This window comes from Achromobacter animicus (assembly GCF_040775605.1).
In the GTDB taxonomy this organism is placed as follows: Bacteria; Pseudomonadota; Gammaproteobacteria; order Burkholderiales; family Burkholderiaceae_B; genus Achromobacter; species Achromobacter animicus.
Map to the genome: position 1 here is coordinate 5,797,043 of NZ_JAYGJK010000001.1, position 24,951 is coordinate 5,821,993.

26 protein-coding genes are annotated in these 24,951 nt (G+C 66.2%); 13 read left to right on the forward strand and 13 right to left on the reverse strand.

Annotated features, from left to right (window positions below; translation table 11 throughout):
- Positions 1–252 precede the first annotated feature (252 nt).
- Genes AB3147_RS26470 through rsmB form a run of 6 tightly spaced genes read right to left on the reverse strand, consistent with a single transcriptional unit; the run spans position 253 to position 8,138 of the window.
- Positions 253–1,722: a TrkH family potassium uptake protein gene (locus AB3147_RS26470; RefSeq protein WP_191578419.1), complete on the reverse strand. Its 1,470-nt coding sequence runs from the start codon at positions 1,720–1,722 to the stop codon at positions 253–255.
- 53 nt (positions 1,723–1,775) lie between these two features.
- A complete protein-coding gene (gene trkA, locus AB3147_RS26475) occupies positions 1,776–3,155 on the reverse strand; it encodes a Trk system potassium transporter TrkA (RefSeq protein WP_367353395.1) in 1,380 nt (459 codons plus the stop codon).
- The gene (locus AB3147_RS26480; RefSeq protein ID WP_313701567.1) at positions 3,152–3,847 is read right to left on the reverse strand and encodes a response regulator; all 696 of its coding nucleotides are present in this window, start codon (positions 3,845–3,847) and stop codon (positions 3,152–3,154) included. Before AB3147_RS26480 ends, trkA begins: the two co-directional genes overlap by 4 nt.
- Positions 3,848–3,858: 11 nt before the next feature.
- On the reverse strand, positions 3,859–6,174 hold the full coding sequence (locus tag AB3147_RS26485; RefSeq protein WP_175122071.1) for a sensor histidine kinase: 2,316 nt from the start codon (positions 6,172–6,174) through the stop codon (positions 3,859–3,861).
- Positions 6,171–6,761, reverse strand: a complete 591-nt coding sequence (locus AB3147_RS26490) for a DUF4390 domain-containing protein (RefSeq protein ID WP_175122070.1) — start codon at positions 6,759–6,761, stop codon at positions 6,171–6,173. Before AB3147_RS26490 ends, AB3147_RS26485 begins: the two co-directional genes overlap by 4 nt.
- A gap of 39 nt (positions 6,762–6,800) precedes the next feature.
- Positions 6,801–8,138, reverse strand: a complete 1,338-nt coding sequence (rsmB, locus tag AB3147_RS26495; RefSeq protein WP_367353396.1) for a 16S rRNA (cytosine(967)-C(5))-methyltransferase RsmB — start codon at positions 8,136–8,138, stop codon at positions 6,801–6,803.
- A 95-nt stretch (positions 8,139–8,233) separates the two neighbouring features.
- On the opposite strand from rsmB, the gene AB3147_RS26500 reads away from it, so the two are divergent.
- The 3 genes from AB3147_RS26500 to rimO all read left to right on the forward strand — a co-directional run bounded on the left by AB3147_RS26500 (position 8,234) and on the right by rimO (position 10,797).
- Complete coding sequence (locus tag AB3147_RS26500; protein ID WP_175139009.1) at positions 8,234–8,866, forward strand: LysE family translocator; 633 nt, start codon at positions 8,234–8,236, stop codon at positions 8,864–8,866.
- Between the two features lie 190 nt (positions 8,867–9,056).
- The gene (locus tag AB3147_RS26505) at positions 9,057–9,308 is read left to right on the forward strand and encodes a helix-turn-helix domain-containing protein (RefSeq protein ID WP_175122067.1); all 252 of its coding nucleotides are present in this window, start codon (positions 9,057–9,059) and stop codon (positions 9,306–9,308) included.
- Between the two features lie 142 nt (positions 9,309–9,450).
- Positions 9,451–10,797, forward strand: a complete 1,347-nt coding sequence (gene rimO, locus AB3147_RS26510) for a 30S ribosomal protein S12 methylthiotransferase RimO (protein WP_175122773.1) — start codon at positions 9,451–9,453, stop codon at positions 10,795–10,797.
- A gap of 79 nt (positions 10,798–10,876) precedes the next feature.
- On the opposite strand, the gene AB3147_RS26515 is transcribed toward rimO, so the two are convergent.
- Entirely contained in the window at positions 10,877–11,434 is a 558-nt protein-coding gene (locus tag AB3147_RS26515; RefSeq protein ID WP_175139008.1) for a ferritin-like domain-containing protein, read from the reverse strand.
- 234 nt (positions 11,435–11,668) lie between these two features.
- On the opposite strand from AB3147_RS26515, the gene AB3147_RS26520 reads away from it, so the two are divergent.
- The 5 genes from AB3147_RS26520 (at position 11,669) to AB3147_RS26540 (ending at position 14,728) form a co-directional block, all read left to right on the forward strand.
- Positions 11,669–12,259: an LOG family protein gene (locus AB3147_RS26520; RefSeq protein WP_175122065.1), complete on the forward strand. Its 591-nt coding sequence runs from the start codon at positions 11,669–11,671 to the stop codon at positions 12,257–12,259.
- A gap of 36 nt (positions 12,260–12,295) precedes the next feature.
- Entirely contained in the window at positions 12,296–12,862 is a 567-nt protein-coding gene (locus AB3147_RS26525) for a hypothetical protein (protein ID WP_175122064.1), read from the forward strand.
- A gap of 64 nt (positions 12,863–12,926) precedes the next feature.
- Positions 12,927–13,553 (forward strand): HAD hydrolase-like protein, encoded by a 627-nt coding sequence (locus AB3147_RS26530; RefSeq protein WP_175122063.1) that lies wholly within the window; start codon positions 12,927–12,929, stop codon positions 13,551–13,553.
- A 12-nt stretch (positions 13,554–13,565) separates the two neighbouring features.
- Complete coding sequence (locus AB3147_RS26535; RefSeq protein WP_367353397.1) at positions 13,566–14,192, forward strand: pyridoxamine 5'-phosphate oxidase family protein; 627 nt, start codon at positions 13,566–13,568, stop codon at positions 14,190–14,192.
- A 14-nt stretch (positions 14,193–14,206) separates the two neighbouring features.
- Positions 14,207–14,728 (forward strand): class IV adenylate cyclase, encoded by a 522-nt coding sequence (locus tag AB3147_RS26540; protein ID WP_367353398.1) that lies wholly within the window; start codon positions 14,207–14,209, stop codon positions 14,726–14,728.
- Positions 14,729–14,769: 41 nt separating this feature from the next.
- Here the strand turns inward: AB3147_RS26540 and fmt are convergent, their stop codons facing one another.
- Together fmt and def are read right to left on the reverse strand one after the other, a co-directional pair.
- Positions 14,770–15,714, reverse strand: a complete 945-nt coding sequence (gene fmt, locus AB3147_RS26545; protein WP_367353399.1) for a methionyl-tRNA formyltransferase — start codon at positions 15,712–15,714, stop codon at positions 14,770–14,772.
- 67 nt (positions 15,715–15,781) lie between these two features.
- Positions 15,782–16,294, reverse strand: a complete 513-nt coding sequence (def, locus tag AB3147_RS26550) for a peptide deformylase (protein WP_175122059.1) — start codon at positions 16,292–16,294, stop codon at positions 15,782–15,784.
- A gap of 237 nt (positions 16,295–16,531) precedes the next feature.
- Here def and dprA point away from each other — a divergent pair, with 237 nt between their 5' ends.
- The 3 genes from dprA to AB3147_RS26565 all read left to right on the forward strand — a co-directional run bounded on the left by dprA (position 16,532) and on the right by AB3147_RS26565 (position 19,144).
- Positions 16,532–17,644 carry a DNA-processing protein DprA gene (gene dprA, locus AB3147_RS26555; RefSeq protein ID WP_367353595.1) on the forward strand — a complete coding sequence of 371 codons (1,113 nt, stop codon included), beginning with the start codon at positions 16,532–16,534 and terminating at the stop codon, positions 17,642–17,644.
- 93 nt (positions 17,645–17,737) lie between these two features.
- Entirely contained in the window at positions 17,738–18,646 is a 909-nt protein-coding gene (locus tag AB3147_RS26560; RefSeq protein WP_175122058.1) for a hydroxymethylglutaryl-CoA lyase, read from the forward strand.
- A 24-nt stretch (positions 18,647–18,670) separates the two neighbouring features.
- Complete coding sequence (locus tag AB3147_RS26565; RefSeq protein ID WP_175122057.1) at positions 18,671–19,144, forward strand: hypothetical protein; 474 nt, start codon at positions 18,671–18,673, stop codon at positions 19,142–19,144.
- A gap of 104 nt (positions 19,145–19,248) precedes the next feature.
- Here AB3147_RS26565 and AB3147_RS26570 read toward each other — a convergent pair whose 3' ends face one another.
- The gene (locus AB3147_RS26570) at positions 19,249–20,265 is read right to left on the reverse strand and encodes an amino acid ABC transporter substrate-binding protein (RefSeq protein ID WP_175139005.1); all 1,017 of its coding nucleotides are present in this window, start codon (positions 20,263–20,265) and stop codon (positions 19,249–19,251) included.
- A gap of 171 nt (positions 20,266–20,436) precedes the next feature.
- On the reverse strand, positions 20,437–21,678 hold the full coding sequence (locus tag AB3147_RS26575) for an aminotransferase-like domain-containing protein (protein ID WP_175122055.1): 1,242 nt from the start codon (positions 21,676–21,678) through the stop codon (positions 20,437–20,439).
- A 211-nt stretch (positions 21,679–21,889) separates the two neighbouring features.
- Here AB3147_RS26575 and AB3147_RS26580 point away from each other — a divergent pair, with 211 nt between their 5' ends.
- Positions 21,890–22,609, forward strand: coding sequence for a YggS family pyridoxal phosphate-dependent enzyme (locus AB3147_RS26580; protein ID WP_367353400.1), 720 nt, complete (start codon positions 21,890–21,892; stop codon positions 22,607–22,609).
- Between the two features lie 188 nt (positions 22,610–22,797).
- Entirely contained in the window at positions 22,798–23,766 is a 969-nt protein-coding gene (locus AB3147_RS26585; protein ID WP_367353401.1) for a Bug family tripartite tricarboxylate transporter substrate binding protein, read from the forward strand.
- A 171-nt stretch (positions 23,767–23,937) separates the two neighbouring features.
- On the opposite strand, the gene AB3147_RS26590 is transcribed toward AB3147_RS26585, so the two are convergent.
- Both AB3147_RS26590 and AB3147_RS26595 read right to left on the reverse strand, forming a co-directional pair.
- Complete coding sequence (locus tag AB3147_RS26590) at positions 23,938–24,333, reverse strand: Hsp20/alpha crystallin family protein (RefSeq protein WP_175139002.1); 396 nt, start codon at positions 24,331–24,333, stop codon at positions 23,938–23,940.
- 32 nt (positions 24,334–24,365) lie between these two features.
- Positions 24,366–24,809 (reverse strand): Hsp20/alpha crystallin family protein, encoded by a 444-nt coding sequence (locus tag AB3147_RS26595; RefSeq protein WP_175122051.1) that lies wholly within the window; start codon positions 24,807–24,809, stop codon positions 24,366–24,368.
- Between the last annotated feature and the right edge of the window lie 142 nt (positions 24,810–24,951).

Consider the following 24,951-nt stretch of genomic DNA (forward strand, 5'->3'; position numbering starts at 1 on the left):
AGACGGCGGCTTGTGAACGCATGATAGCCGCAGGTTTGTGGCAAAACGATTGAAAATCGTGACATTTGTGTGCAACATCGCGAATCATCCGGTTTTCCCCTCTAAGGAAAAGTAAGCAAGCGCTTACCGCCCAGGATTGGCGCGGGTTCTGGGCGAGCGCCCGCCGCGGAGCCAGAAAAGACGGGGATTTCCAAAGGGGACGGGATAACCCTAATTAGGGTTATCCCTGACGATTTCGGGGCGTAGCGGCGCCTATTTGCGCCAGAAGATCGGCGTGAAGAGCACCAGCACCGTCAGCAGTTCCAGCCGGCCGATCAGCATCGCAAAGGTGCAGACCCAGATCTGGAAGTCCGACAGCACCGCAAAGGTGCCCATGGGGCCCACCGGACCCAGGCCGGGCCCCGTGTTGTTCACGCTGGCGAAAACGGCCGAGAACGCCGTGATCGGGTCCAGGCCCGAGAGCAGCAGCAGGCTGGTGAACACCGCGATGGACAGGCCGTAGAACAGCATGAAGGCCAGCACGGACGACATGGTGCGGGTCTCAACCGCCCGGCCGTTGATCCGGACCGGGCTGACGGCATGCGGATGCAACATGGTGACCAGCTCATTGCGGGCCTGCTTGATCAGCAGGATGGCGCGGATCATCTTGATCCCCCCCCCCGTCGACCCCGCCGACGTCGCAAAGCCCGAGAGCAGCAGCATCGTCAGCGGCGCAAACAGCGGCCATTGGGCGAAGTCGGTATTGGCATAGCCGGTCGTGGTGGCCATGGAGATGGTGTTGAACATCCCGTAGCGCAGCGCTTCCAGCGGATCGGTGTAGACGTCCTTGATGAAGAGGTACACCGAGATGACCAGCCCGACCCCCAGCACGACGACCAGGTACGGAATGGCCTCCGGACAGCGCCAATAGGCGCGCGGACTGCGCTGGCGGAAGGCATTGAAGTGCGTGGCGAAGTTGATGCCCGCGATCAGCATGAACACCATCGCCACCATTTCGACCGCGACGGAGTCAAAGTGCGCGAAGCCGTCGTCCCAGGTGGAAAAGCCGCCCAGCCCCATGGTGGTGGCCATGTGGCACCAGGCCTCGAACCAAGACAGCCCGGCCAGCCGGTACGCGATGAAGCAGAGGATGGAGAACACGAAATAGACCGCGTACAGCGCCTTGGCCGTGCTGGCGATGCGGGGCGTCAGGCGCTCGTCTTTCATGGGCCCCGGGGTCTCGGCCCGCACCACCTGATGCCCGCCGACGCCCAGCAGCGGCAGAATGGCGACGGCCAGCACCAGGATGCCCATGCCGCCGATCCAGATCAGCGTCGCCCGCCACAGGTTGATCGACGGCGGCAAGGTGTCCAGGTTGGTCAGGACCGTGGCGCCGGTGGTGGTCAGCCCGGACATCGCCTCGAAATAGGCGCCCGTGAAGGACAGCGGCAGCCCCGCGCCATGGAAATACAGCAGCAGCGGAATGGCCGCCAGCAGCGGCAGACCTGCCCAGACGGCCGACACCAGCACGAAGCCGTCGCGCGCCCGCAATTCGCTGCGGTTGCGCCGGGTCAGCGCGGCCAGGCCGCCGCCGATGCCGACGGAAATCAGGAAGCCGTCGCGGAAGGCGTCGCGCGCCGCGTCGCCCCCCACATAGGCGATGAACAGCGGGATCAGCATGGTGAGGGCGAACATCACCATGGTGAGACCCAGGATGTACAGGGTGGCCAGGACGCGCTTCATGGAGGCTTATCCGGCCGCTCGCGGCCCACGCAAGGGGTGAACGGGGCGGCGCATCAGAAAAACGAGGCCGAAACCTGGAACAGCTTTTCCACGCGCGGCATCTGCTGGCGCGAGGGCACGAAGACGATGACGTGGTCGTCGGTTTCGATGACGGTATCGGCGTCCGGCAGGATGATTTCTTCGCCGCGCACCAGCGCGCCGATGCTGGCGCCCTTGGGCAGGCTGATCTTGCCCACCGCGCGGCCCACCACCTTGGACGTCGAGCGGTCGCCGTGGGCAATGGCCTCCAGCGCCTCGGCCACGCCCTGGCGCAGCCGGTGCACGGCCACCACGTCGCCGCGGCGCACGTGGCGCAGCAGTTCGCTCATGGTGGCCTGCGACGGCGACACGGCGATGTCGATGTGGCTGCCCTGCATGAGTTCGCCATACGCGTGGCGGTTGATCAGCGCGATCACCTTGCGCGCGCCCAACCGCTTGGCCAGCAGCGACGACATGATGTTGTCTTCGTCGTCGCTGGTCAGGGCCAGCCACGTGTCCATGTCCTCGATGTTCTCGCGCTCGAGCAGCGCCTCGTCGGTGCCGCTGCCGTGCAGGATCAGCACGCTGTCCGGAAGCTGGGTCGCCAGGTATTCGCAGCGTTTCAGGTCGTGCTCGATGATGCGCACGCTGTACTTTTCCTCGGCAAGCTGGCGCGCCAGGCGCAGGCCGATGTTGCCGCCGCCCGCAATCATGACGCGGCGCACCGCGCGCTCGGCGTCGCGCAGCTTGCGCACGGCGCGGCGTGCGTGGTCCGAATCGACAACCAGCACGACTTCGTCGCCCGGGGCGATGACGGTGCCGCTGCCCGCGCGCAGGGGACGGCCGCCGCGCAGCACGTCGATGACGCGCGCCTTCACGTCCGGCCAGACATCGCGCAGCTTATCCACGGACGAATGCGCCATCGGGCTGCCGTGCCCCACGCGTACGGTCACGACGCTGACGCGGCCTTCGGCGAATTCCACGACCTGCAGGGCCTCGGGGAACTCGATGAGGCTTTGCAGATAGGTGGTGACGCTGCGTTCGGGGCTGATGAGCGCATCGATGCAGAAGCCTTCTTCGCTCATGAGTTCCGGATGCTCGGGAAATTCAGCGGAGCGGATGCGGGCGATGCGGCGGGGGATGTTGAACAGCTGGCGCGCGATCTTGCACGCGACCATGTTGGCGGAGTCGGACGCCGCACAGGCGATGAAGAGATCGGTGTCGGCCGCGCCCGCGTTTTCCAGAACGGAAACCTGCGAGCCGTCACCCAGGACGACACGCAGGTCAAAGTGTTCTTGCAGGTATTGCAACTGGGCGGGGTCGGAATCGATGACCGTGATGTCGTTTTGCTCGGACACCAGGTTTTCCGCCACGCTGGTGCCTACGCGACCAGCGCCCATGATCAGGATCTTCATGTGCTGCGCTTGCGCGCGGACTCGATGCCCAATTGCTTGAGCTTGCGGTAGAGGTGGGTGCGTTCCAGCCCGGTACGTTCGGACACGCGCGTCATGCTGTGGCTTTCCCTGACCAGGTGGTATTCAAAGTAGATGCGCTCGAATTCGTCGCGCGCTTCGCGCAGCGGCTGGTCCAGCGAGATGCTACCCAGCTGGCCGTTGGACGTGGCGGGTACATCGTTGGCGGACACGGCAGCCAGTGCGGCGGGCGGATCCAGTTCGTCTTCCAGCGCCACGACCGGGCTGGCGACCGCAGGATTGGCGGCGGCGGGCGCCGCATGCGGCACGCGGCCACGCGCCAGGCCCGCGGCAACGGTCTTGAGCAGACGCTGCAGCGTAATGGGCTTTTCGAGGAAATCCATGGCGCCGATGCGCGTGGCTTCGACCGCCGTGTCGATGGTGGCGTGGCCGCTCATCATGATGACAGGCATGTCCAGCAAGCCTTGCGAGCCCCACTCCTTGAGCAGGCTGACGCCGTCGGTGTCGGGCATCCAGATGTCCAGCAACACCAGATCGGGACGCATGCGAAGACGGGCAGCGCGCGCTTGCGCCGCGTTTTCGGCCAGCTCGACCGTGTGTCCCTCGTCGTAAAGGATTTCCGACAACAGTTCGCGTATACCGACTTCGTCGTCAACCACCAGAATTCTGGCCATAAAGCATCCACCTATTGCGTAGCCGCATTATCCTTTTCTTGCGCGGTGGCGTCCATAGTGTCGGACCCGGGCGCGAGCCGGGTCAACAGGATGGAAATCCGCGCCCCTCCTTCCTTGCGGTTGGCAAGGTCGATACGTCCGCCATGCTCTTCCACGATCTTGCGGACGATTGCCAATCCTAACCCAGTCCCGTGGGACTTTGTGGTTACGTAGGGCTCAAATGCGCGTTGCATGACCTGCGGCGGGAAGCCGGGACCCGTGTCCGCCACCGTGAAACGCAGCGCCTGATGCGCCACACGATCAGGCTGTTCGCTGCGCATGAGCTGGGTCGTCACGCTGACGCGGCCCTGCCCGCCCAGTTCCGCGATCGCATCGCGCGCATTGGAAAGCAGGTTGTGGATCACCTGCCGGAGCTGGGTCGGATCGCCTTCGATATCGGGCAGGTCGGCGCCAAGGTTGACGTCCAGATTCAAGGCCTTTTCCGTCAGGCGCGACGGGGCGCCCTCGGGTTCCCAGCCATAGAGCGACAGCACGTCCGCCACCAGCGCGTTGAAATTGATGCGCTGCATGACGGCCGGCGGCGTACGCGCATACTCGCGGAAGTCGTCCACCATCTGCTTGAGCGACGCCACCTGGTTCACGATCGTGTTGGTGGAGCGCGCCACGATCTGCGCCTCGGCGGGCGGCAGCTTGCCTTCCAGCTTCATGGCCAGGCGCTCGGCCGAGAGCTGGATCGGGGTCAGCGGATTCTTGATTTCGTGGGCCAGGCGGCGCGCCACCTCGCCCCACGCCACGGTCCGGTTGGCGGAAATCACTTCGGTGATGTCGTCGAACACCACCAGATAACCGTTGCCGCGCCCATCGACGCGCAAGTGCGTGCCCCGCGCCAGCAAGGTCAGCGGCTGGGATGCGGTCTCGCCTTCGGTCTGGGCGGGCGCAATTTCAAATTGCTGTTGCCAGTGCTGGCGCTCGGAGCCGACCGCCGCGTGCGTGGAAAACGCCTGGCGCACGATATTCGCAAATTCCAGCATGCCGTCCGCGGTTTCAAGCGGGCGGCCGATGACCGAGCGCAGGTCCGCGCCCAGGATGGTCTGGGCGCCCTGGTTCACGGTGGTGACGCGGAACGCTTCGTCGAACACCAGCACGCCGGAAGACAGGTTGGACAGCACGCTTTCCAGATAGACGTTGGAGCGTTCGAGCTGCTGGCGGTTGCTTTCGACCATGCGGCGCGCTTCGTCGAGCTGGCGGGTCATGGCGTTGAACGACCGCGTGAGCTGGCCGACTTCGTCGCGTTCCGGCGGCTCGGGCAGGGGCCGGTAGTCGCCCACGCCCACCGCCTGCGTGCCGCCCGCCAGGCTGAGCAGCGGGCGCACCAGCCGCTTGGACAGGGACAGCGCCACCGCGATGGCGCCAAACGCGGCCAGCAGCAGGGCCAGCGTCAGCGTGATGCCATAGAGCTTGCGCAGGCCCAGCCGCGACAGCGCCAGTTCCTGGTAATCCCGGAAGCCCTGCTGCACCAGGTTGGCGTTGTGCGCGATCTGCTCGGGCACCGGCTGCAGCAGTTGCAGCCAGCGCGGCTCGGAGGCCGGACCCAGCAGGTTGTCGTAGCGGTCCGGACCGTTCAGCGGGATCACCACGCGCAGATGCAGGCCGCCTTCGGCGCCCGCGGTAACCGGATCGTCGGCTTCGGCCGCGGAATAACCGCGCGCCAACCGCAGCTGATTCATCACGGTGGAAGGCGGCATGGCCGGCAGCAACTGGCCGTACTGGCTGGTCGAAAACGCCACCATCCGGCCGCTGCCCGTGAACACCATGGCTTCCTGCACGCCGTTGGCCTCGCGCAGCCGGGTCAGCGCCAGCGTCACGCCGCTGTCGGTGCTGCGGTTCAGTTCCACGGCCATCGAGCGGGCGCGGGCGTCCAGGTCGGCCAGCAGCGAATCCAGCGCAGCGCGGCCCAGGTTCAGGCCGGCTTCCAGCGCCGTGTCCACGCGCACGTTGAACCAGGATTCGATCGAGCGCGACATGAACTGCACCGACACGGTGTAGATGAGCGCGCCGGGCACCACGCCAATCAGCGCGAAAGCCAGGGAAAAGCGCGCGGTGAGCCGCGCGCCGAACTGCCGGCGCCGGATCTGACGGGCCAGCCGCACCGTCAGCGCGACAACCCAGACAAAGAGCGCCAGCGCAAAGATGCCGTTCAGGACCAGCAGCGTGTCGTAGTAGCGCGCAAAACGCGAGGCGTTTCCGGTGGACCAGGCCAAGAGGCCCAGCAGCGCCAGGCCGCTCACGGCGCCGACCATCAGCGCCAGCCGAAGCAAAAGCCTCATGAGGGATCTTTCTCCTTGTCGCCCAACATGAACGAGAAGTCCATCCACGGCGTCGCCTGCGCCCACGAGCTGCTGTTCAGGGCGTTGACCTGAAACGGCCTGGGCAACAGCGACGTATCCAGCCGGAGGCGCAACTGCCCGTTGTATTGCGACCCCGCATCAAACTCGCCGGCCTTCGCAACCCGCCAATTGCGGATATGCCGGATGGCGCTCATGGCGTCGTCCAGCGAGGCCACCGGAAAGGACAGCTCGCCCACGCCTGCCCGCCACTGGCGGGTCAACGCGTTATAGACCACACGCCAGGTGCGCGATGTGTCCACCAGCGACTCGTCGAACCAGTACCAGCGCTCTCGGGTGATGGTCAGGTCAGCCGTGAAATACAGCGCGACGCCGCGCTGGGCGGCGTCGCGCAACTGCTGGTTCAGCTCGAATTCGATGTCCGCGTCGATTTCCAGGTTGCCGTCGCGCACCACCGGCTCCACGCGCGTCACGCGCGGCTCGGACGCGTGAGCCACACCACCCGGCGCAGTCAAAAGCACGGCAGATACCAGCAACAACCCAAGAAATACGCGCGAAATAATGGACATACGGCACCGGAACTACGTCATGCCCCTATTCTTCGGGATTCAGGACTGCTTGGCAAACAAGGCGTAGAAAAACCCGTCGTGTTGCGCCGCGGGTGTTGCATCGACCGCAACTGGCAGCAATTGGCCGGGCGCGTCCAGGCGGGTCGCGTCGGAATGGCGCTGCAGGAATTCCAGGGCCTGGCGCGTGCCTTCGATCGGGAACACCGAGCACGTCACATAGAGCAGCCGGCCGCCGGGGGCCACGGTGGACCACAGCGCGTCCAGGATCCGGGTCTGCAGGCTGGCGGTGCGGCGCAGGTCGTTTTCGCGGCGCAGCCAGCGGATGTCGGGGTGGCGCCGGACGATGCCCGACGCCGTGCACGGCACGTCCGCCAGCACGGCATCAAAGGGCTTGCCGTCCCACCACGCGTCCAGGTCGGCGGCGTCGGCCGCCTTCAGCCGGACATGGCCGCCGCCCAGGCCCAGCCGTTCCAGGTTCTGTTCGACGCGGCCAAGACGGTCGGCGTCGGCATCCAGGGCGAGCAGATCGATGTCGGCAACTTCAAGCAGGTGTGCCGTCTTGCCCCCGGGCGCCGCGCAGGCGTCCAGCACGCGCATGCCGTCGGCAGGGGCCAGCAGTTCGGCCGCGAGCTGGGCGCCCGCATCCTGCACCGACCACCAGCCCTCGGCAAACCCCGGCAACTGCGTCACCGGTTTGGGCGCGGCCAGCACCACGCCCGACTGGCCCACGGCTTCTGCCGCCAAGCCCGCCTCTTCAAAGGCGGCCAGCACCTGCTCGCGGGTGGCGCGGCGGCGGTTGACCCGCAAGGTCAGCGGGGCCGGCAGGTTGGACGCCGCCAGGATCTCGCGCCATTGCTTCGGATAGGCCACGGTAAGTTGCTTGACCCACCAGCCGGGATGATTGAATTGCGCCTCGGGGCTGTCGGCCACCGCGGCCTCCAGCGCGGCGCGTTCACGCAGGAAACGGCGCAGGCAGGCGTTGAGCATCCCCTTGTAGGACGCCAGGGCGCGCGACCCGGCGGCCGCGGTCACCGCCTGGTCGACGACCGTGTGCGGGGCGTAGACCGGCATGCCGGGCAGGGCGACGGCCGCATCGCCCTCTTCCTTGAGCAGCGTCAGCGACACCAGCAGCAGGGATTCGAACAGCACGCTGGGGTAACGCTGCACCATCTCGCGGCCGACGGCGTCCGCCCAGCCCAGGTAGCGCATCGCGTGGAACGACACGGCCTGCGTGGCCGGACGCAGCGCGCCATCGACCTCGGCCAGCGCCTCCGTGAGCGAGCGCCCGTCGAGCACGTCCTCCACCACCCCCGCGCTGGCAAGAAGAACGGAAGAAAGCGGGGGGGCCAGATTGGGGGAGTCAGAACGGGTGGACATGGTGCGAAATCAAAGAGTAAGACCGCTATGGTAGCCCGGACCTGGGCGGACGGCGGCCCGCGCGGCACACTGGCTCCCTGCCCTGGAGCCCCGTCATGACCCTCGCCACGCTGCTGCTGTTTGTCCTGGCCTCTGCCGTCGCCATCGTCACGCCCGGCCCCACCACGCTGCTCGCCATGAGCAACGGCTCGCGCCACGGCGTGCGCGCCGCCTGCTGGGGCATGGGCGGCGCGGTGCTGGCGGATCTGGTCCTGATCGGCGCAGTGGCCTGCGGCCTGGGTGTGCTGCTGGCCGCCTCCGAGGTCGCCTTCCAGATCGTCAAATGGGTGGGCGCCGCGTACCTGGCCTGGCTGGGCTGGAAACTCCTGCGTTCGGACGCGGCGCTGACGCTGCCGTCCGAACACGCCCGCGATAGCCGCCCCGCCGGTCTGTCGCTGGGCCTGCGCAGCTTCGTCGTGGCCCTGACCAATCCCAAGGCCCTGCTGTTCATGTCGGCCTTCCTTCCCCAATTCATCAACCCCACGGCTCCCCTGCCCGCCCAGTACGCCATCCTGGCCGGCGTGCTGGCGCTGCTGAACGTGGCGACGATGCTGGCCTATGCGGCGCTGGGCGCGCAGATGGTGCGCGCCTTCCGGGCAGGCGGCCTGCGCTGGCTGAACCGGATCTGCGGCGGCATGCTGATCGGACTGGCGGGCACGCTGGCGCTGTATCGCCGCACTGCGGCCTGAATCGCGGGCCCCGGTTCCACGCGGCTTTCCGTCCCCAGTTGCCAGACGGGCCCCACCATCCCGTGCTATCCCCGCCTACGGCAATGCCGTATAATCCTGCGCTGCCCCGCTATCCCCATCGGTGCGGCCGCCGGCCGAATGCCCGCCGGCGCGAATGAATGCCGCACCGCCCCCTCCCAGTGATTGAGTTATGAAGAAGGCTGTACCGCCTGCCCGGTCCGTCCGGTGGCAGGCGTCGCATATCAGCGAAGCGCGCAATCGCGTGGGCCTGCCGCAGGCGGATTTCGCGGAGTTGTTGGGAGTAAGCGTGCGCACCTTGCAGGATTGGGAGCAAGGCCGGCGCAACCCCTCCGGCGCCGCGCAGACCTTGCTGCGCGTCGCCATGCTTCATCCGGAAACGCTGCGCCACCTGTCCTCCCAGGACGCTCCGGCCTGGCCCTGAATCTTTGACGATGACCCCGCCGCACGCCGAATGCCCGTGCGCGAACCTACGGTGAATTAGATTGGAAGTTATTGAACATTCCCGCCCCGGCAAAGGCGCCGGCGCTGCCCCCAGCAACGGCAACAACGCCACGCTCGATGCCATCACGGCCGCCGCGCAAGAGGCCAACCCCGGCCGCGCGCCGCGCGTGGGCTTCGTATCGCTGGGCTGTCCGAAGGCACTGGTCGACTCCGAACGCATCCTGACCCAGTTGCGCACCGAAGGCTACGAAGTCACGCCCGAGTACAACGATGCGGACGTGGTCGTCGTCAACACCTGTGGCTTCATCGACAGCGCCAAGGCCGAATCGCTGGAAGCCATCGGCGAGGCCCTTGCCGAAAACGGCAAGGTCATCGTGACCGGCTGCATGGGCGTCGAAGAATCGGTGATCCGCGACGTGCACCCCAGCGTGCTGTCGGTGACCGGCCCTCAGCAATATGAAGAGGTCGTACGCGCCGTGCACAGCGCAGCGCCCCCGCGCACCGACCACAACCCCTACGTGGACCTGGTGCCGCCGCAGGGCGTCAAGCTCACGCCGCGCCACTACGCCTACCTGAAGATCTCCGAAGGCTGCAATCATCGCTGCAGCTTCTGCATCATCCCCTCGATGCGCGGCGACCTGGTCAGCCGTCCCGTGGGCGACGTGCTGAACGAAGCCGAGCGTCTGGTGAAGGCGGGCGTCAAAGAGCTGCTGGTGATCTCGCAGGACACCAGCGCGTACGGCGTGGACATGAAGTACCGCAGCGGCTTCTGGAACGGCCGCCCGGTCAGGACGCGCATGACCGAGCTCTGTATGGCCTTGTCTGAAATGGGCGTCTGGACGCGCCTGCACTACGTGTATCCGTACCCGCACGTAGACGAAGTGATTCCGCTGATGGCCGAGGGCAAGATCCTGCCGTACCTGGATATTCCGTTCCAGCACGCCAGCCCGCGCATCCTGAAGCTGATGAAGCGCCCGGCCTTCGAGGACAAGACGCTGGCGCGCATCAAGCGCTGGCGCGAGATCTGTCCGGACCTGACGATCCGTTCGACCTTCATCGTGGGCTTTCCCGGCGAAACCGAGGAAGACTTCCAGTACCTGCTGGACTGGATGCAGGAAGCGCAGCTCGACCGCGTGGGCTGTTTCCAGTATTCGCCCGTCGAAGGCGCGCCCGCCAACCTGCTGGACGATCCGGTGCCGGACGACGTCAAGCAGGACCGCTGGGAGCGTTTCATGGCGCTGCAGCAAACCATTTCGGCTGAGCGCCTGGCGCTCAAGGTGGGCCGCGAGATCGACGTGCTGATCGACGAGGTCGACGAAGACGGCGCCGTGGGCCGCAGCGCCGCCGACGCGCCTGAAATCGACGGCTGCGTCTACGTCAGTTCGGACAAGCCCCTGCAGCCGGGCGACATGGTGCGCGTGCGCGTCACCGACTCCGACGAATACGATCTCTGGGCCGACGTGGTCTGATCCAGGGCGTCTTCAGAACAAACGCCGTCCGGCGCATCGCGCGCCGGACGGCGTTTTGCTTTGGCGGATCAGCGCCGCGTCACTTTTCCAGGAAGTCCGACAGATCGTCGGCGTGTTCCTCTTCAACGGCCAGGATTTCTTCCAGCAGACGGCGCGTGGTCGTGTCCTGTTCGCCGATGTACTCGATCATCTGGCGATAGCTGTCGATGGCGATCCGCTCGGCGATCAGGTTTTCCTTGATCATCTCTTCCAGCGTGTTGCCTTCGACGTATTCCGAGTGGCTGCGCTCCAGCAGCCCCTTGGGCGACAGATCCGGCTCGCCGCCCAACTGCACGATACGCTCGGCCAGCTTGTCGGCGTGTTCCTGTTCCTGCGTCGCATGCTCGGCGAACTCGGCGGCGACGGGTTCGGCGTTCAGGCCGCGGGCCATGAAGTAGTGGCGCTTATAGCGCAGCACACAGACCACTTCGGTCGCCAGCGCTTCATTCAGGAGCTTCAGCACGGTTTCGCGGTCTGCGCGGTAGGTGTCCGTGATGGCGCCGGATTCGATGTCCTTGCGCGCCTTGGCGCGAATCGCCTGCACGTCCATATCGAAGGGACGTTTGGTTTGCTGCGGGGTGCGGGTTGCTTGTTCCATATCGTTAGCTCCTCTAGTCAGTGAAAGCAGCACGACGCTGGACTTCCAGTCGTTTTCGCAATATTCAGTCTACCGGCCATGCCGGAACATGCTGTGTCCAAACATTGCCCGCGCCACGCGGCCGGACCGCGCCGGCCGCAAAAAGGCTCCTGCGCAACCTTGCGTAAACTATCGGCTTCGCGAAAGGCATCGTGACGCAATCTGTAACGCGGCCGGCAATTTCCCACCGTTTTTATGACCCTGAAGAATATCTGCGTGTATTGCGGCTCCAACCCGGGCACGCGCCCGGACTACATCGAGCAGGCCCGCGTGCTGGCGCGCGAACTCGTCAAGCGCGACCTGGGCCTGGTGTACGGCGGATCGATCGTCGGCATCATGGGTGTGGTGGCCAATGAAGTGCTGGCCGGCGGCGGCCGCGTGATCGGCGTGATTCCCGAACTGCTCCTGAAGAAGGAACAGGCGCATCTGGGGCTGACGGAGCTGCACATGGTGCAGAACATGCACGAGCGCAAGGCCATGATGATGGAGAAGTCAGATGGCTTCATCGCCTTGCCCGGCGGCGCCGGCACGCTGGAAGAGTTCTTCGAGGTATGGACCTGGGCGCAGCTGGGCATGCACCAGAAGCCCTGCGGACTGCTGAACGTCGCCGGGTACTACGATGCCCTGATGCAATTCATCGACCACACCGTGGAAGAAGCATTCATCCGTCCCCAGCATCGCGACATGCTGGTGGTGGAAGAAGACCCCGCCTTGCTGCTGGATCGCTACGCCATCTACGAGCCGCCCAACGTCTCGAAATGGTTCGATCCGGTCAGAAAGCCCTGACACCGACGCTTGAGACCTGAACGGAAGCCCCCCGCAATGCCCACCGATTCGTTGTTCCCCGCCTGCACCGAGTCCGTATTGCGCGACTATTTTCACGCGAAGGACGAGAACCGCCCGCATTACATGGCCCGTGCCTTTGCGCCCGACGCCGTGCTGAAGATGGCCCTGCGTACGCAGGCCATCGCCTTTCCGCCCGAATCGCATGGCCTGGCCGCCATCACCGACACGCTGGTGCGCAAGTTCGGTCAGACCTACGACAACGTCTACACCTTTTACCTGTCGCGCCCGGACGCCGATGCGCGCCTGTCCGAGTACCACTGCGACTGGCTGGTCGGCATGACGGAAAAAGCCACCGGCAACGTGCGCGTGGGCTGTGGCCGCTACGACTGGGCGTTTCAGCCCGACCCGTATCGCGCCAAACGCCTGACCATCACGATCGAAACCATGGTCAGCCTGCCGCCCGCCAATTCGGCCGCGGTGTTCGGCTGGCTGCTGGCCCTGGACTATCCCTGGACCAGCGCGGCGCGCGTGGTCGCCGGCGCCCCGCCGCTTGAAGACCTGGCGCCGGTCGTGCACTATCTTCTTCACCCGCACGGCGTGTAGGGCTCGCGCAAGGCGCCTGTGAAACGGGCGTCCTTGACCGGCCTGCCGGCACTGGATTCAAGAATTGAAATACGACATCGCAGCCTTCGACTTTGACGGAACCCTGGCAGACACCATGCCGTGGTTCAACTCCATCCTCAACACCGTCGCGGACAAGTACAACTTCCGCCAGATCGACGCGGCCGAGCGCGAACAACTGCGCAGCCGCGACGCGATGGAGATCCTGAAGTACCTGAACATCCCGCTGTGGAAGCTGCCCGCGATCATGACGCACGTGCGCACGCTGATGCAGGACATCGACCCCAGCGTCCAGTTGTTCGACGGCATCCCCGACGCGCTGGCCCGCCTGAAGGCGAGCGGCCTGCGCCTGGCGGTGGTCAGTTCCAACTCCGTCGAGAACGTGCAGCGCGTGCTGGGCGAAGAAACCGCCGCGCTCTTTGACGACTACGAATGCGGCACCGACCTGTTCGGCAAGGCCGCCAAGATCGACCGCCTGCTCAAGCAGCACGGCACCGCGCCGGAGCGCTTTCTGCTGGTGGGCGACGAAATGCGCGACATCGATGCAGCCCGCAAGGCGGGCGTGCGCGTCGGATCGGTCGCCTGGGGCTATAACCACCCGGACGCCCTGCGGGGCCGCGGCCCCGATGAACTCTTCCTGACGGTCGAAGACCTTCCCAACGCACTGGCGTAACGCCCAGATCCCATGCACACCGATCCCGCCCACCTGATTACCGACGCCGACGCCCTGCAAGCGCTTTACGGTTCGCCCGGCGAAGCCTCCCTGAAAAAGGAGGTTGACCACGTGCATCCGCACTACCGCGCGTTCATCGAAGCCGCGCCCTTTGCGCTGCTGGCGACCGCGGGACCGGACGGGCTGGACGCCTCGCCACGCGGCGACCCCGCCGGATTCGTCGTGGTGGAAGACGAAAAGACGTTGCTCCTGCCAGACCGCCGGGGCAACAACCGCGTGGACAGCCTGCTCAACGTCATCGCCGATCCGCGGGTGGCCCTGCTGTTCCTGGTGCCGGGCGTGGGCGAGACGCTGCGCGTGAACGGCGCGGCGCGCATCAGCGTCGACCCCGCACTGCTGGCGCGCTTCGAGATGGACGGCAAGCTGCCGCGCTCCGTGCTGATCGTCGACGTGCACAAGGTCTACTTCCAGTGCTCGCGCGCGCTGCTGCGCTCGCGCCTCTGGGATCCGGACACGCAGATTCCCCGCACCGCGCTTCCCAGCGTTGGCCGGATGCTTTCCGACCTGACGTCCGGCACGTTTGACGGCGTGGCCTACGACCGCGACCTGCCCGCGCGCGTGGCCAGCTCGCTTTACTGAACTCCGAGGCGCCCATGGCACGCAACGTCGAAATCAAGGCGCGGGTCGACAGCCTGGACGCCATCGAACACCTGGCCGCGGCGCTGTCCGGCCAGGAACCGGCGTTCCTCGACCAGGACGACACCTTCTTCACGTGCGCCAATGGCCGCTTGAAACTGCGCGCCTTCGCAGATGGCTCGGGCGAGCTGATCTTCTATCAGCGCGCCGACGACAGCGGTCCCAAGGAAAGCTTCTACGTCATTTCGCCCACGGACGAACCCAACACCCTGCGCGAGGCGTTATCGCACGCCTACGGCGTGATCGGCCGCGTGAAAAAGCACCGTACGGTCTTCATGGCCGGGCGCACCCGCATCCATCTGGACCGGGTGGAAGGCCTGGGCGAATTCCTGGAACTGGAAGTGGTGCTGCGCGAGGGCGAGACCGTCGAGGCGGGAATGGAAGAAGCCCGCACGCTGATGGCCGGGCTGGGCGTCGCGCCCGAGCAGTTGCTGTCGGGCGCCTACCTGGATCTGCTGGCGGCGCGCCACAAGGGCTGATGCCTCGCGTGCCGCCGGGCGTGATCCGTCTTGAAGCAGGTTCAGGCCGGCTGCCAGCCGCGCACGAACACATCCACGGGTTGGCGCTTGCCGCCCGCCTTTTGCAGTTCAAGCAGACGTAGCACGCCCTGACCGGTGGCAATGTCGATGCCCGCCGCGTCGGCGCGCAACACGCTGCCCGGCGCGGCCATGGTGGTGGCCTCGTCCAGCGCCTGCGCACGCCAGACCTTCACCGCATCGGGCAGTCCTGGCAGGCGGATGCTGGCGCCGGGCACCGGATTGAAGGCGCGCACGCGGCGCGCCAGCAATTCGGCGGGCTGGGTGCAATCGAGCGCGGCTTCGGCCTTGTCCAGCTTGGCCGCGTAAGTCACGCCGTCTTCCGGCTGCTTGCGCGCGGTCAGGCCGCCCTTGGCCAGCGCGTCCAGCGCCGCGACGATGGCTTCGCCACCGGCCTCGGCCAGCGCGTCGTGCAACTGCGCCGCATTGGTATCGTCGGAAATCGGCACGATGCGTTCGAGCAGCATGTCGCCCGTATCCAGGCCCTCGTCCATCTGCATGATGGTGACGCCGGTGCGCGCATCGCCCGCTTCGATCGCGCGCTGGATCGGCGCCGCGCCGCGCCAGCGCGGCAAGAGGCTGGCGTGGATGTTCAGGCAGCCCAGACGCGGCAACTCCAGCACCCATTGCGGCAGGATCAATCCATACGCCGCCACCACCATGACATCGGGCGCCACGCTTTCCAGCAGGGCGCGCGCTTCGGCGGCCTCGTCGGGATAGCGGCCATCCAGGCGCAGGCTGCGCGGCTGGGCGACGGCGATGCCGGCGTCCAGCGCGGCCTGCTTGACCGGGCTGGGCGTGAGCTTCAGGCCCCGCCCCGCCGGCCGGTCCGGCTGCGTCATGACCAAGGGGATGTCGTGGCCGGCCGCCCGCAGGGCGTCGAACGCGATACGGGCGAATTCCGGGGTGCCGGCAAAAACGATGCGCATGAGGTGGACTGCTGAAGAGGTGAACGAAGGCGCGAGGGCGGGAATGGGCCGAAGTCAGGCCCCGGGATCAGGCGCGCAGCGCTTCCCGCTCCGCCTTCTTGAGCCTCGTTTTGATGCGGTTCTGCTTGAGGTTCGACAGGTATTCCACGAACACCTTGCCTTCAAGATGATCCAGCTCGTGCTGCACGCACACGGCCAGGAGGCCGTCGGCTTCGAACTCGAACGGCTTGCCGTCGATGTCCAGCGCCTTGCAGCGGATGCGCGACGCGCGTTCCACTTCGTCGTACACGCCGGGAACGGACAGACAGCCTTCTTCGTAGATCTTGTAGTCGTCGCTGCGCCAGGTGATCTCGGGATTGATCAGCGTCAGCAACTGATTGCTGTCTTCGGAAACGTCGATCACGACCACGCGCTCATGCACGTCGACCTGGGTCGCGGCCAGACCCACACCCGGCGCGTCGTACATGGTTTCGGCCATGTCGCGCACGAGTTGGCGGATGCGGTCGTCGACCTCGGCAACCGGCTTGGCCTTTTTGTGCAAGCGCGGGTCCGGGTAGCGAAGGATGGGAAGTAAAGCCATTGAATGGGGATGCCAGTAGGAATGCTTGTCCGAGAGTTTAATTCATTAGAGTCTTGATTTCTAATAGTTTTCGGCTAATTCCGGCATTGCGGACATTGCTACGGCACCCTTTTTTCTAGCATTCCGGCGACAGCTCGCTGCGCGCGTATCGATCCACCCGTCGCCCGCCGCCGCACACGACGCATGCGACACTCTCGGACCCCCGACGCGTTTTCCGCGTCCTTTTCCGCCCGTTTCATGCCGCTGACGCAATCCTCCGACGAACTCGCCGCCTGGCTGCGGTTGTCCCTCGAACCCAACATCGGTTCGGCCACCGCCTGCATGCTACTTAGCGCGCTGGGTCTGCCCGACCAGATCTACGCGCAACGCGCCACTGCGCTGTCGCGGCACGTGCCCGAAGCGCTGGCGCGCCAGCTGGCCGCGCCCATGCCGGCCGACATGGCGGAACAGGTCGAGCGCGCGCTGGAATGGGTGCAGGCGCCCGGCCGCCACATCCTCACGCTGGCCGATCCCACCTATCCGCAAAGCCTGCTGACCATCGCCGATCCGCCGATCCTGCTCTACGTCGCGGGCGACCCGGCCTATCTGCAGGGACCATCGCTGGCGGTCGTTGGCGCGCGCAACGCCACGCCCGGCGGGCAGGAAATCGCGCGTGCCTTTGCGCGGCACCTTGCCGGCGCGGGCTGGCGCGTCGTCAGCGGCCTGGCGCTGGGCATCGATGCCGCGGCGCATGAGGGCGCGCTGGATGCGGGTCCCAAGGGCGCAGGCACCGTGGCGGTCATGGGAACAGGCATCGACCGCATCTATCCGGCCAGCCACCGCGATCTGGCGCATCGCATTGCGGCGCACGGCGCGCTGGTGTCCGAGCTGCCGCTGGGCACGGGCGCACGGCCGCAACACTTTCCCAAGCGCAATCGCATCGTGGCGGGCCTGGCGCGCGGCGTGCTGGTGGTAGAGGCCGCCAAGCAGAGCGGATCGCTGATCACGGCGCGGCTTGCCGGTGAATGCGGACGCGAGGTCTTCGCCATTCCCGGCTCCATCCATTCGCCGCTGTCGCGCGGCTGCCATGCCCTGATCCGCCAGGGCGCCAAGCTGGTCGAGACGGCCATGGACATCACGGATGAATTGGGCGGCGGACCCACGCCGCCGCAGCCCGCCCGCAAGGACGCGCCCGTCGTGCTCTCCCCGCATCCCGTGCTGGACGCATTGGGCTTTGACCCGCTGCACCTGGACGCCATCCAGGCGCGCTGCGGGCTGGAAACCGCCGCCCTGCAGACGCAACTGGTTGAACTGGAATTGCAGGGCCGCATCGCCCGCCTGGATGACGGCCGCTACCAGCGTTTGCACTAGCACCGCAACGGGGCCGGATGCGATGGCGCTAATATGTTCGGCAGCGCCGCAGCCTTGTAGCGCCGGTCACCCAATACCGATACAGGAAGAGACATGGCATTGCCCTCCCGCGTGAAGATCGTCGAGGTATCGCCCCGCGATGGTCTGCAGAACGAAAAGGAATTCGTCCCCACCGACATCAAGGTGGAACTGGTCAACCGCCTCAGCGCCGCGGGCTTCCCCAATGTGGAAGCCGCGTCGTTCGTGTCGCCCAAATGGGTGCCGCAGATGGCCGACGGCGCCGACGTGATGGCGCGCATCGAGCGCCGGCCCGGCACCATCTACTCCGTGCTGACGCCGAACATGAAGGGCTTTGAAGGGGCGCTGGCCGCCCGCGCGGACGAGATCGTGATCTTCGGCGCCGCCAGCGAGGCCTTTTCGCAGAAGAACATCAATTGCTCGATCGCCGAATCCATCGCGCGCTTCGAACCCGTGGTGCAGGCGGCGCGCGAAGCCGGCATTCGCGTGCGCGGCAGCATCAGCTGCGCGCTGGGCTGTCCCTACCAGGGCGAAGTCCCCGTCGAAGCCGTGGTCGACGTGGCGCAACGCTACCTGGCGATGCAGGTCGACGAGATCGACGTGGCCGACACCATCGGCGTGGGCACGCCCAAACGCGTGCGCGAAGTCATGGCCGCAGTCACGCGCGTCGTGGACCCGGCGCGCATCTCCGGCCATTTCCACGACACCTATGGCCAGGCGCTGGCCAACATCCTGGCGGCGCTGGAAACCGACATCTCCATCTTCCACACCTCGGTGGCCGGCCTGGGGGGCTGCCCTTATGCCAAGGGCGCCACCGGCAATGTCGCGACAGAAGACGTGCTGTACATGCTGCGGGGTCTGGACATCGACACCGGCGTGGACTTCGACGCCGTGGTCGACATCGGTCAATGGATGTCGGCGCATCTGAACCGCAAGGGCTCCAGCCGCGCCGGCAACGCCATCGCCGCCAAGCGCGCGGCTTGATCTGCGCCGCATGACCCGCACCGCATGACCACGCAGAATGCCCCCTCCGCGCCCGAAGACCTCGCGGCGCTGCTCCGCGCCATCGGCCCGTTGCCCCTGGCGGGCCAGGCCTGGCCGGACTGGGTGCGCATTCTGACGTGGGTGTTGCTTGCCGTGCTGGGCGTGCAGGTCGTCACCACCGCAATCCGCGCGCCCTCGCAGCCTTTTGACACGCTCTTGGCGGTGGCCGTGGTGCTGTGCTTCGTGGCGCTGCTGTTCGTGTCGTGGCACATGCAGACATCCATCACCACGATCGACGACCGCGGCATCCGCCAGACTTGGTTCACCCGGCGCGAAGTCGCCTGGGAAGACGTGCGCTTCGCGCGGTTCGTACCCATGGTGTTTTCAAAGCGGCTCGTCGTGTTCACGCACCGTGGAAAGCCCGTGATTTTTCAGGGCGGCACGCGGGAACTGCGCGTGGCGTTCGTGAAGATCGCCCAGGTGTATCGGCGCGGCTAACCAACGCGGTTAACCAAAAAGAAATCGCCCCGAGTCCGGGGCGTTTGGTCATAGAGGGCGATCCAGCTACGCGCCGCACTGGGCGCGTAGCCAATGCCGCCAAATCATCGAATCGGCAACGCGTACATCAACCCGCCCTGCGTCCACTGCGCATTCAGGCCACGCTTGATCTTCAGCGGGCTGCCCTCGCCCACATTCCGCTCAAAACTCTCGCCGTAGTTGCCCACCTGCTTGACGATGTTGTACGCCCACTTCTCGTCCAACCCCAGGTTGGCGCCGCCACCCGGCGTCACCCCCAGGATGCGCTTGATGTTGGGGTTGGCGCTCTTGGCCTGTTCGTCCACGTTCCTGGACGTCACGCCGTATTCCTCGGCTTCGATCATGGCTGACAGCGACCAGCGCACGATGTTCAGCCACGCGTCGTCGCCCTGGCGAACGAACGGGCCCAGCGGTTCCTTGGAGATGATCTCGGGCAGCACGACATAGTCGTCGGGATTCTGCAGCTTGGAGATGCGGATCGACGCCAGACCTGACGCATCGGTCGAGAACACGTCGCAGCGGCCAGACGCGAACGCGTTGACGACCTCGTTGAAGGTCTCGATGACGACCGGCTTGTACGTCACGTTGTTGGCGCGCGCCCAGTCGGCCAGCGTGTTTTCGTTGGACGTGCCGGTCTGCAGGCAGATGGTGGCGCCGTTGATTTCCTTGGCGCTTTTCACGCCCAGCGACTTGTGCACCAGGAAGCCCTGGCCGTCGTAGAAGTTGATGCCGGCGTGGATGATGCCCAGCGCCGTGTCGCGCTGCTGCGTCACGGTGGTGTTGCGGGTCAGCACGTCGACTTCGCCGGATTGCAGCGCGGTGAAGCGTTGCTGCGAATTGAGCGGCACCACCTTGATCTTGTTCGCGTCGCCGAACACCGCAGCGGCGATGGCGCGGCACAGGTCCACGTCCAGGCCCTGCCATTTGCCTTGCGCGTCAGGGGCGGAAAAGCCTGCAAAGCCCGTGGTCGTGCCGCACGCCACGGCGCCGCGCTGTTTCACGACGTCCAGCGTCGCCGCCTGCGCGCCCTGCGCGGCTGCCATCAAGAGCGCCGCGCCCACCAACCCTTTTGCAATGTTCATGACCTGGATTCCTTTCTGCTACCGGGCGCGAAAGCGCGCCAAGGCAAGAAGCTTATAGACATGAAGCGCCCCCGCCAAATAACGAGCGCTTATTTAGGTATGCCGCCGGCGGATGCCGGCGGCCTGCGCAGAAAGGATAGCAATGCGGGGCGGGCGTGGCGCTGCGCGCCGTCAAGCCGCCAGCGAGATCGACACCGGTTCGTTGGCCTGGCACGCGTCCAGCGCGCGGCCGAGGCGGACCATGCCCTGCGCGATCTGGCTTTCGTTCATCGTGGCAAACGACATGCGCATGGCAAAGAGATCCGCCTTCGCCGGGTCGGCGTAAAACGCCTTGCCCGGCACGTAGACCACCTCGTGCTCGATCGCGTAGGGCAACAGGCGCGTGGCATCCACGTCGCCCGTCAGCCGCGCCCAGAAGAACATGCCGCCCTCGGGCTTGCTGAAAGTGATGCGCCCGTCCAGTTCCCGCGCCAGCGAGTCAGCCATGGCGGCGCAGCGCAGGCCATAGGCGGCACGGATGCGCGGCACGTGTTCGTCGTAGCGGCCGTTCGCCAGGTACTGCGCAACGATTTCCTGGATCCAGGCCGAGGACGCCATGTCGTCGGCCGCCTTGGCGCCGACGCAGCGGCGGCGGATCTCGGGCGGCGCGACCAGCCAGCCGATACGCAGCGCGGGCGCCATCGTCTTGGACATGCTGGCCATGTACACCGCCCAGTGACGGGCCTCGCCCTCTGCCAATGCCGCGATGGGCGGCACGGCTTCGCCGGCGAAGCGCAGTTCGCTGTAGGGATCGTCCTCGACGATCAGGAACCGGTGCTTGACCGCCAGTTCAAGCAAGCGCAGCCGGCGCTCACGCGTCAGGGTGGCGCCGCAGGGATTCGAGAACGAGGCGACGACGCAGACCATCTTGGGTTTCACGCGCGCGGCCAGTTCGTCCAGCGCGTCCACGTCGATGCCATCAGGGCCCGACGGCACGGTGTGCACCGTGGCGCCCGTGTAGCGCAGGGCCTGCACGGAATTCGGGAAGGCCGGCGACTCGATGATGGCGTGGTCGCCCGGTTGCAGCATCACGCGGGTCAGGAGCGCCAGCGCCTGCTGCGAGCCGCCCGTCACGACAAGTTCGGTGTCGGCATTGCAGTGCAGGCCACGCGCCGCGGACAGGCGCGCCAGCTCATGCCGCAGGCTGGCCTGGCCGTCGATGTTGGAATACTGCAGGCAGGCGCCCAGCCGGGCCGTGACCTGCGACGACGCGATCGACAAGCCGTCGACGTCGAACAATTCCTGGGCCGGATAGCCGCCGGCCAGCGAAATGGTGCCCGGACGCATGGCGTAGGGCATGAGCGATCGGATGGGCGAGGCGGGGGGATTCAGGAAAGGCGTGGCAAAGACGTATTCGGGCGCTGCACTGGACATGGCGTGGGGGCTGATTAAGAGGGAAACGTGTCGCCCGAATGGGCGGCGCCGGACGGCATAGAACTTTGAAATATAAACAAATCTCCGCAAATTCTAAGCCTGCCGATCAGACAGGGTCAACGGCGGGATTCGGGGCGGCGGATACCCGCGGGGCGGCGGGTCCGAAACCCGTCCTACACTATGGGACTTCCTGTTTTTGCCAGAGAGCTGCATGACCGCCGAAGACACCATGGCCGGGCGCCTCGCCCAGATCCAGCAACGCATCCACGAGGCCTGCGAGCGCGCGGGCCGCGCACCGGGCAGCGTGACTTTGCTGCCCGTCAGCAAGACGTTCGGCGAGGACGCCATCCGCGAGGCGATGGCGCTGGGCCTGACGCGCTTCGGCGAAAACAAGACGCAGGAGATCCGCCAGAAGGCCGCCGCGTTCGAAGACGACGGGCTGCAATGGGTGCTCATCGGCCACCTGCAGACCAACAAGGCCAAGGATGCCGCGCGCGACGCGGCGGAAGTGCAATCCCTGGACCGCGTGGAGCTGGCCGATGCCCTGCACCGCCGTCTGCAAAATGAGGGCCGCACGCTGGACGTGCTGGTGCAGGTCAAGACCTCGTCCGAGCCCAGCAAGTTCGGCATGGAGCCCGAGGAGGTCGGCCCCTTCCTGCGCCGCATTGCCTCGGAATACCCGACGCTGCGTGTGCAGGGCCTGATGACCCTGGCGGTCAATTCGCCCGATGCCGACGAAGTCCGCGCCTGCTTTCGCGCGCTGCGCGAGCTGCGTGATGGTCTGGTGCAGGAGAACATTCCCGGCGTGGCGCTGGACCGGCTGTCGATGGGCATGAGCGGCGACTTCGAACTGGCCATCGAGGAAGGCTCGACAGAGGTGCGCATCGGTTCGGCCATCTTTGGCGCGCGGCACTATCCGGATCCGCAATAACGCGGACCCACGCGCACTTGTCGCAGCGGCAATAGGCTGGCGCGTGACGATTTGAGGGGGCCCAGATCACGGGCCCCTTTTTGCGTAGGCGCAAGGCATAATAGCCACGCAAAAAATATGCGGCGCAAGTTGACGTCGATCAACACGCGGACGCCGCGCTCACGATACCCCGCACGAGGAGACACTCCATGCACAAGCACGCAAAGCGCCTGCTGGCGCTTGCCGCCCTATCGCTGGCCGCCACCGCGGCCGCCGCCCAGTCCTGGCCCACGCAACCGGTCCGCTGGATCGTTCCCTACCCCGCCGGTGGCGGCACCGACGTGGTCGCACGCACGGTGGCCAGCAGCCTGGAAAAGACGCTGGGCCAGACCATCGTGGTCGAGAACCGTCCGGGCGCCGGCACCATCATTGGCGCCACGGCCATCGCCCAGGCGGAACCGAACGGCTACCTGGTGGGCACCGCCGACTCGGGCACGCTGGCCTTCAATTCGTCGCTGTACGCCAAGCTGTCGTACGACCCCGCCAAGTTCACCTACATCGGCGGCATCGCCAAGTTCCCGCTGCTGCTGGCCGTGAACGTCAACTCGCCGTACAAGACGGTCGAAGACGTGCTCGCCGCGGCCAGGAAGGAACCCGGCAAGCTGACGTCGGCCTCCGCCGGCGCAGGCTCGCCGCATCACCTGGCGCTGGAACTGTTCAAGCAGCGCACCGGCGCCAACGTGCTGCACGTCCCGTACAAGGGCGCCGCGCCCGCCATCCAGGATCTGCTGGGCGGCCAGGTGGACATGATGTTCATCGATCTGGGTTCGGGCCTGCCCAACGTCAAGGCCGGCAAGCTGCGCGTGCTCGCCGCCGCGACGCCCGAACGCGTGACGGTGCTGCCGGATGTCCCGACGATGGCCGAACAGGGCGTCGCCAATTTCACGGCCTACGCCTGGCAAGGCTTGGTCGGCCCGGCCGGTCTGCCCGACGCGGTGGTGAAGAAGCTGTCCGCGGATCTGGACGCCACGCTCAAGTCGCCCGCGGTGTCGCAGAAGATGCTGGACATGGGCGTCATCCCCATGCCGATGTCGGCGCAGGATTTCAAGACGTATGCCGATCAGGAGCGCAGCGGCTGGGCGGACGTCATCAAGAAGGCGAACATCAAGCTGGAGTGATTGCCCCCGGCGTCATGCAGCAATGGGAAAGCCGCGGTCATCGGACCGCGGCTTTTTTCATGGGCGTGTTTGAGACGGTGTCAGACACCCGGCGGAGAGGGTCGTCAGCTTGCGACGCCATCTCAACAGGTGTCCGACACCTTGGTCGCGAATCGCGCCCTGAGGCGCAAATCACCCCGCCACGACAGGAATCTGCCGCGGCTGCGCCTCGCGCACGCGCGGAATGCGCAGCGTCAGAAGGCCCTGCTTCAGGCTCGCACTGATCTGCGCGCGGTCGAACTCCTGTCCCAACCGGAACGACCGGCGAAAGAGCGGCGCGCGCATTTCGCCCAGCACCAGCCGCAGGTCGCTGGGGGTCTCGACGGCAGCTTCGCCTTCGATCTGCAGCACGTCGGCCTCGACGTTGATGTGCAAACGTTCCTTGGACACGCCCGGCAGATCCGCAAGCAGCGTGATGCCTTCCTTGTCCTCGTAGATGTCCACGGCCGGCACGGTCACGCCGCGCCCGTCGCGCTTGTCAGACACGGCCGCTTCGGCGGGCACGGTCAGGTCTTTGCGTTCATTCATGATCGATACTCCTATGCGGTTGCGTTGGCGGGTCACTGCACGGTCACGGTGCGCGGCTTGGCCGATTCCTTACGCTTGATGGAAATGGCGAGGCAGCCGTCCGTATAGCGCGCCTGCACGTTATCGGGATCCGCGTCTGCAGGCAGCTCGATGATGCGCGTGTAGCGGCCCTGCGTACGTTCGCGCGCGTAATAGCGGGCGCCTTCGGGAAGTTCCTGCGGCTTGCGTTCACCGCTGATGGTCAGCAGGCTCTTCTCGATCGACACGTTCAGGCCTTCGGGGTCCATGCCGGGCACGAAGGCGACGACTTCGATGGAATCGCCTGACACGCCGACGTTGACGGGTGGGAAGTACGCCTGCGGCGTCGCCCGCAAGGCAGCTGGTACGCCGGCATTGCGCAGCACGCGGCCCATGTGCTCCTGGATCGCGTCGAACGCGCTGGCAAAGCCGTTATCGTTGAAAGGAAAGTTGCTCATGAAGGTCTCCTCGAACGAAAAAAGGGACCGATGCAGACGCATCACAGCCGCGACTTGCGCGACCGCAGGTCTGATCGCTTCAGTCCGAGTATGGGATCGGTTTTTGGAGTTTCAAGAGGGCTTTTCAGTCCGGCAAAACACG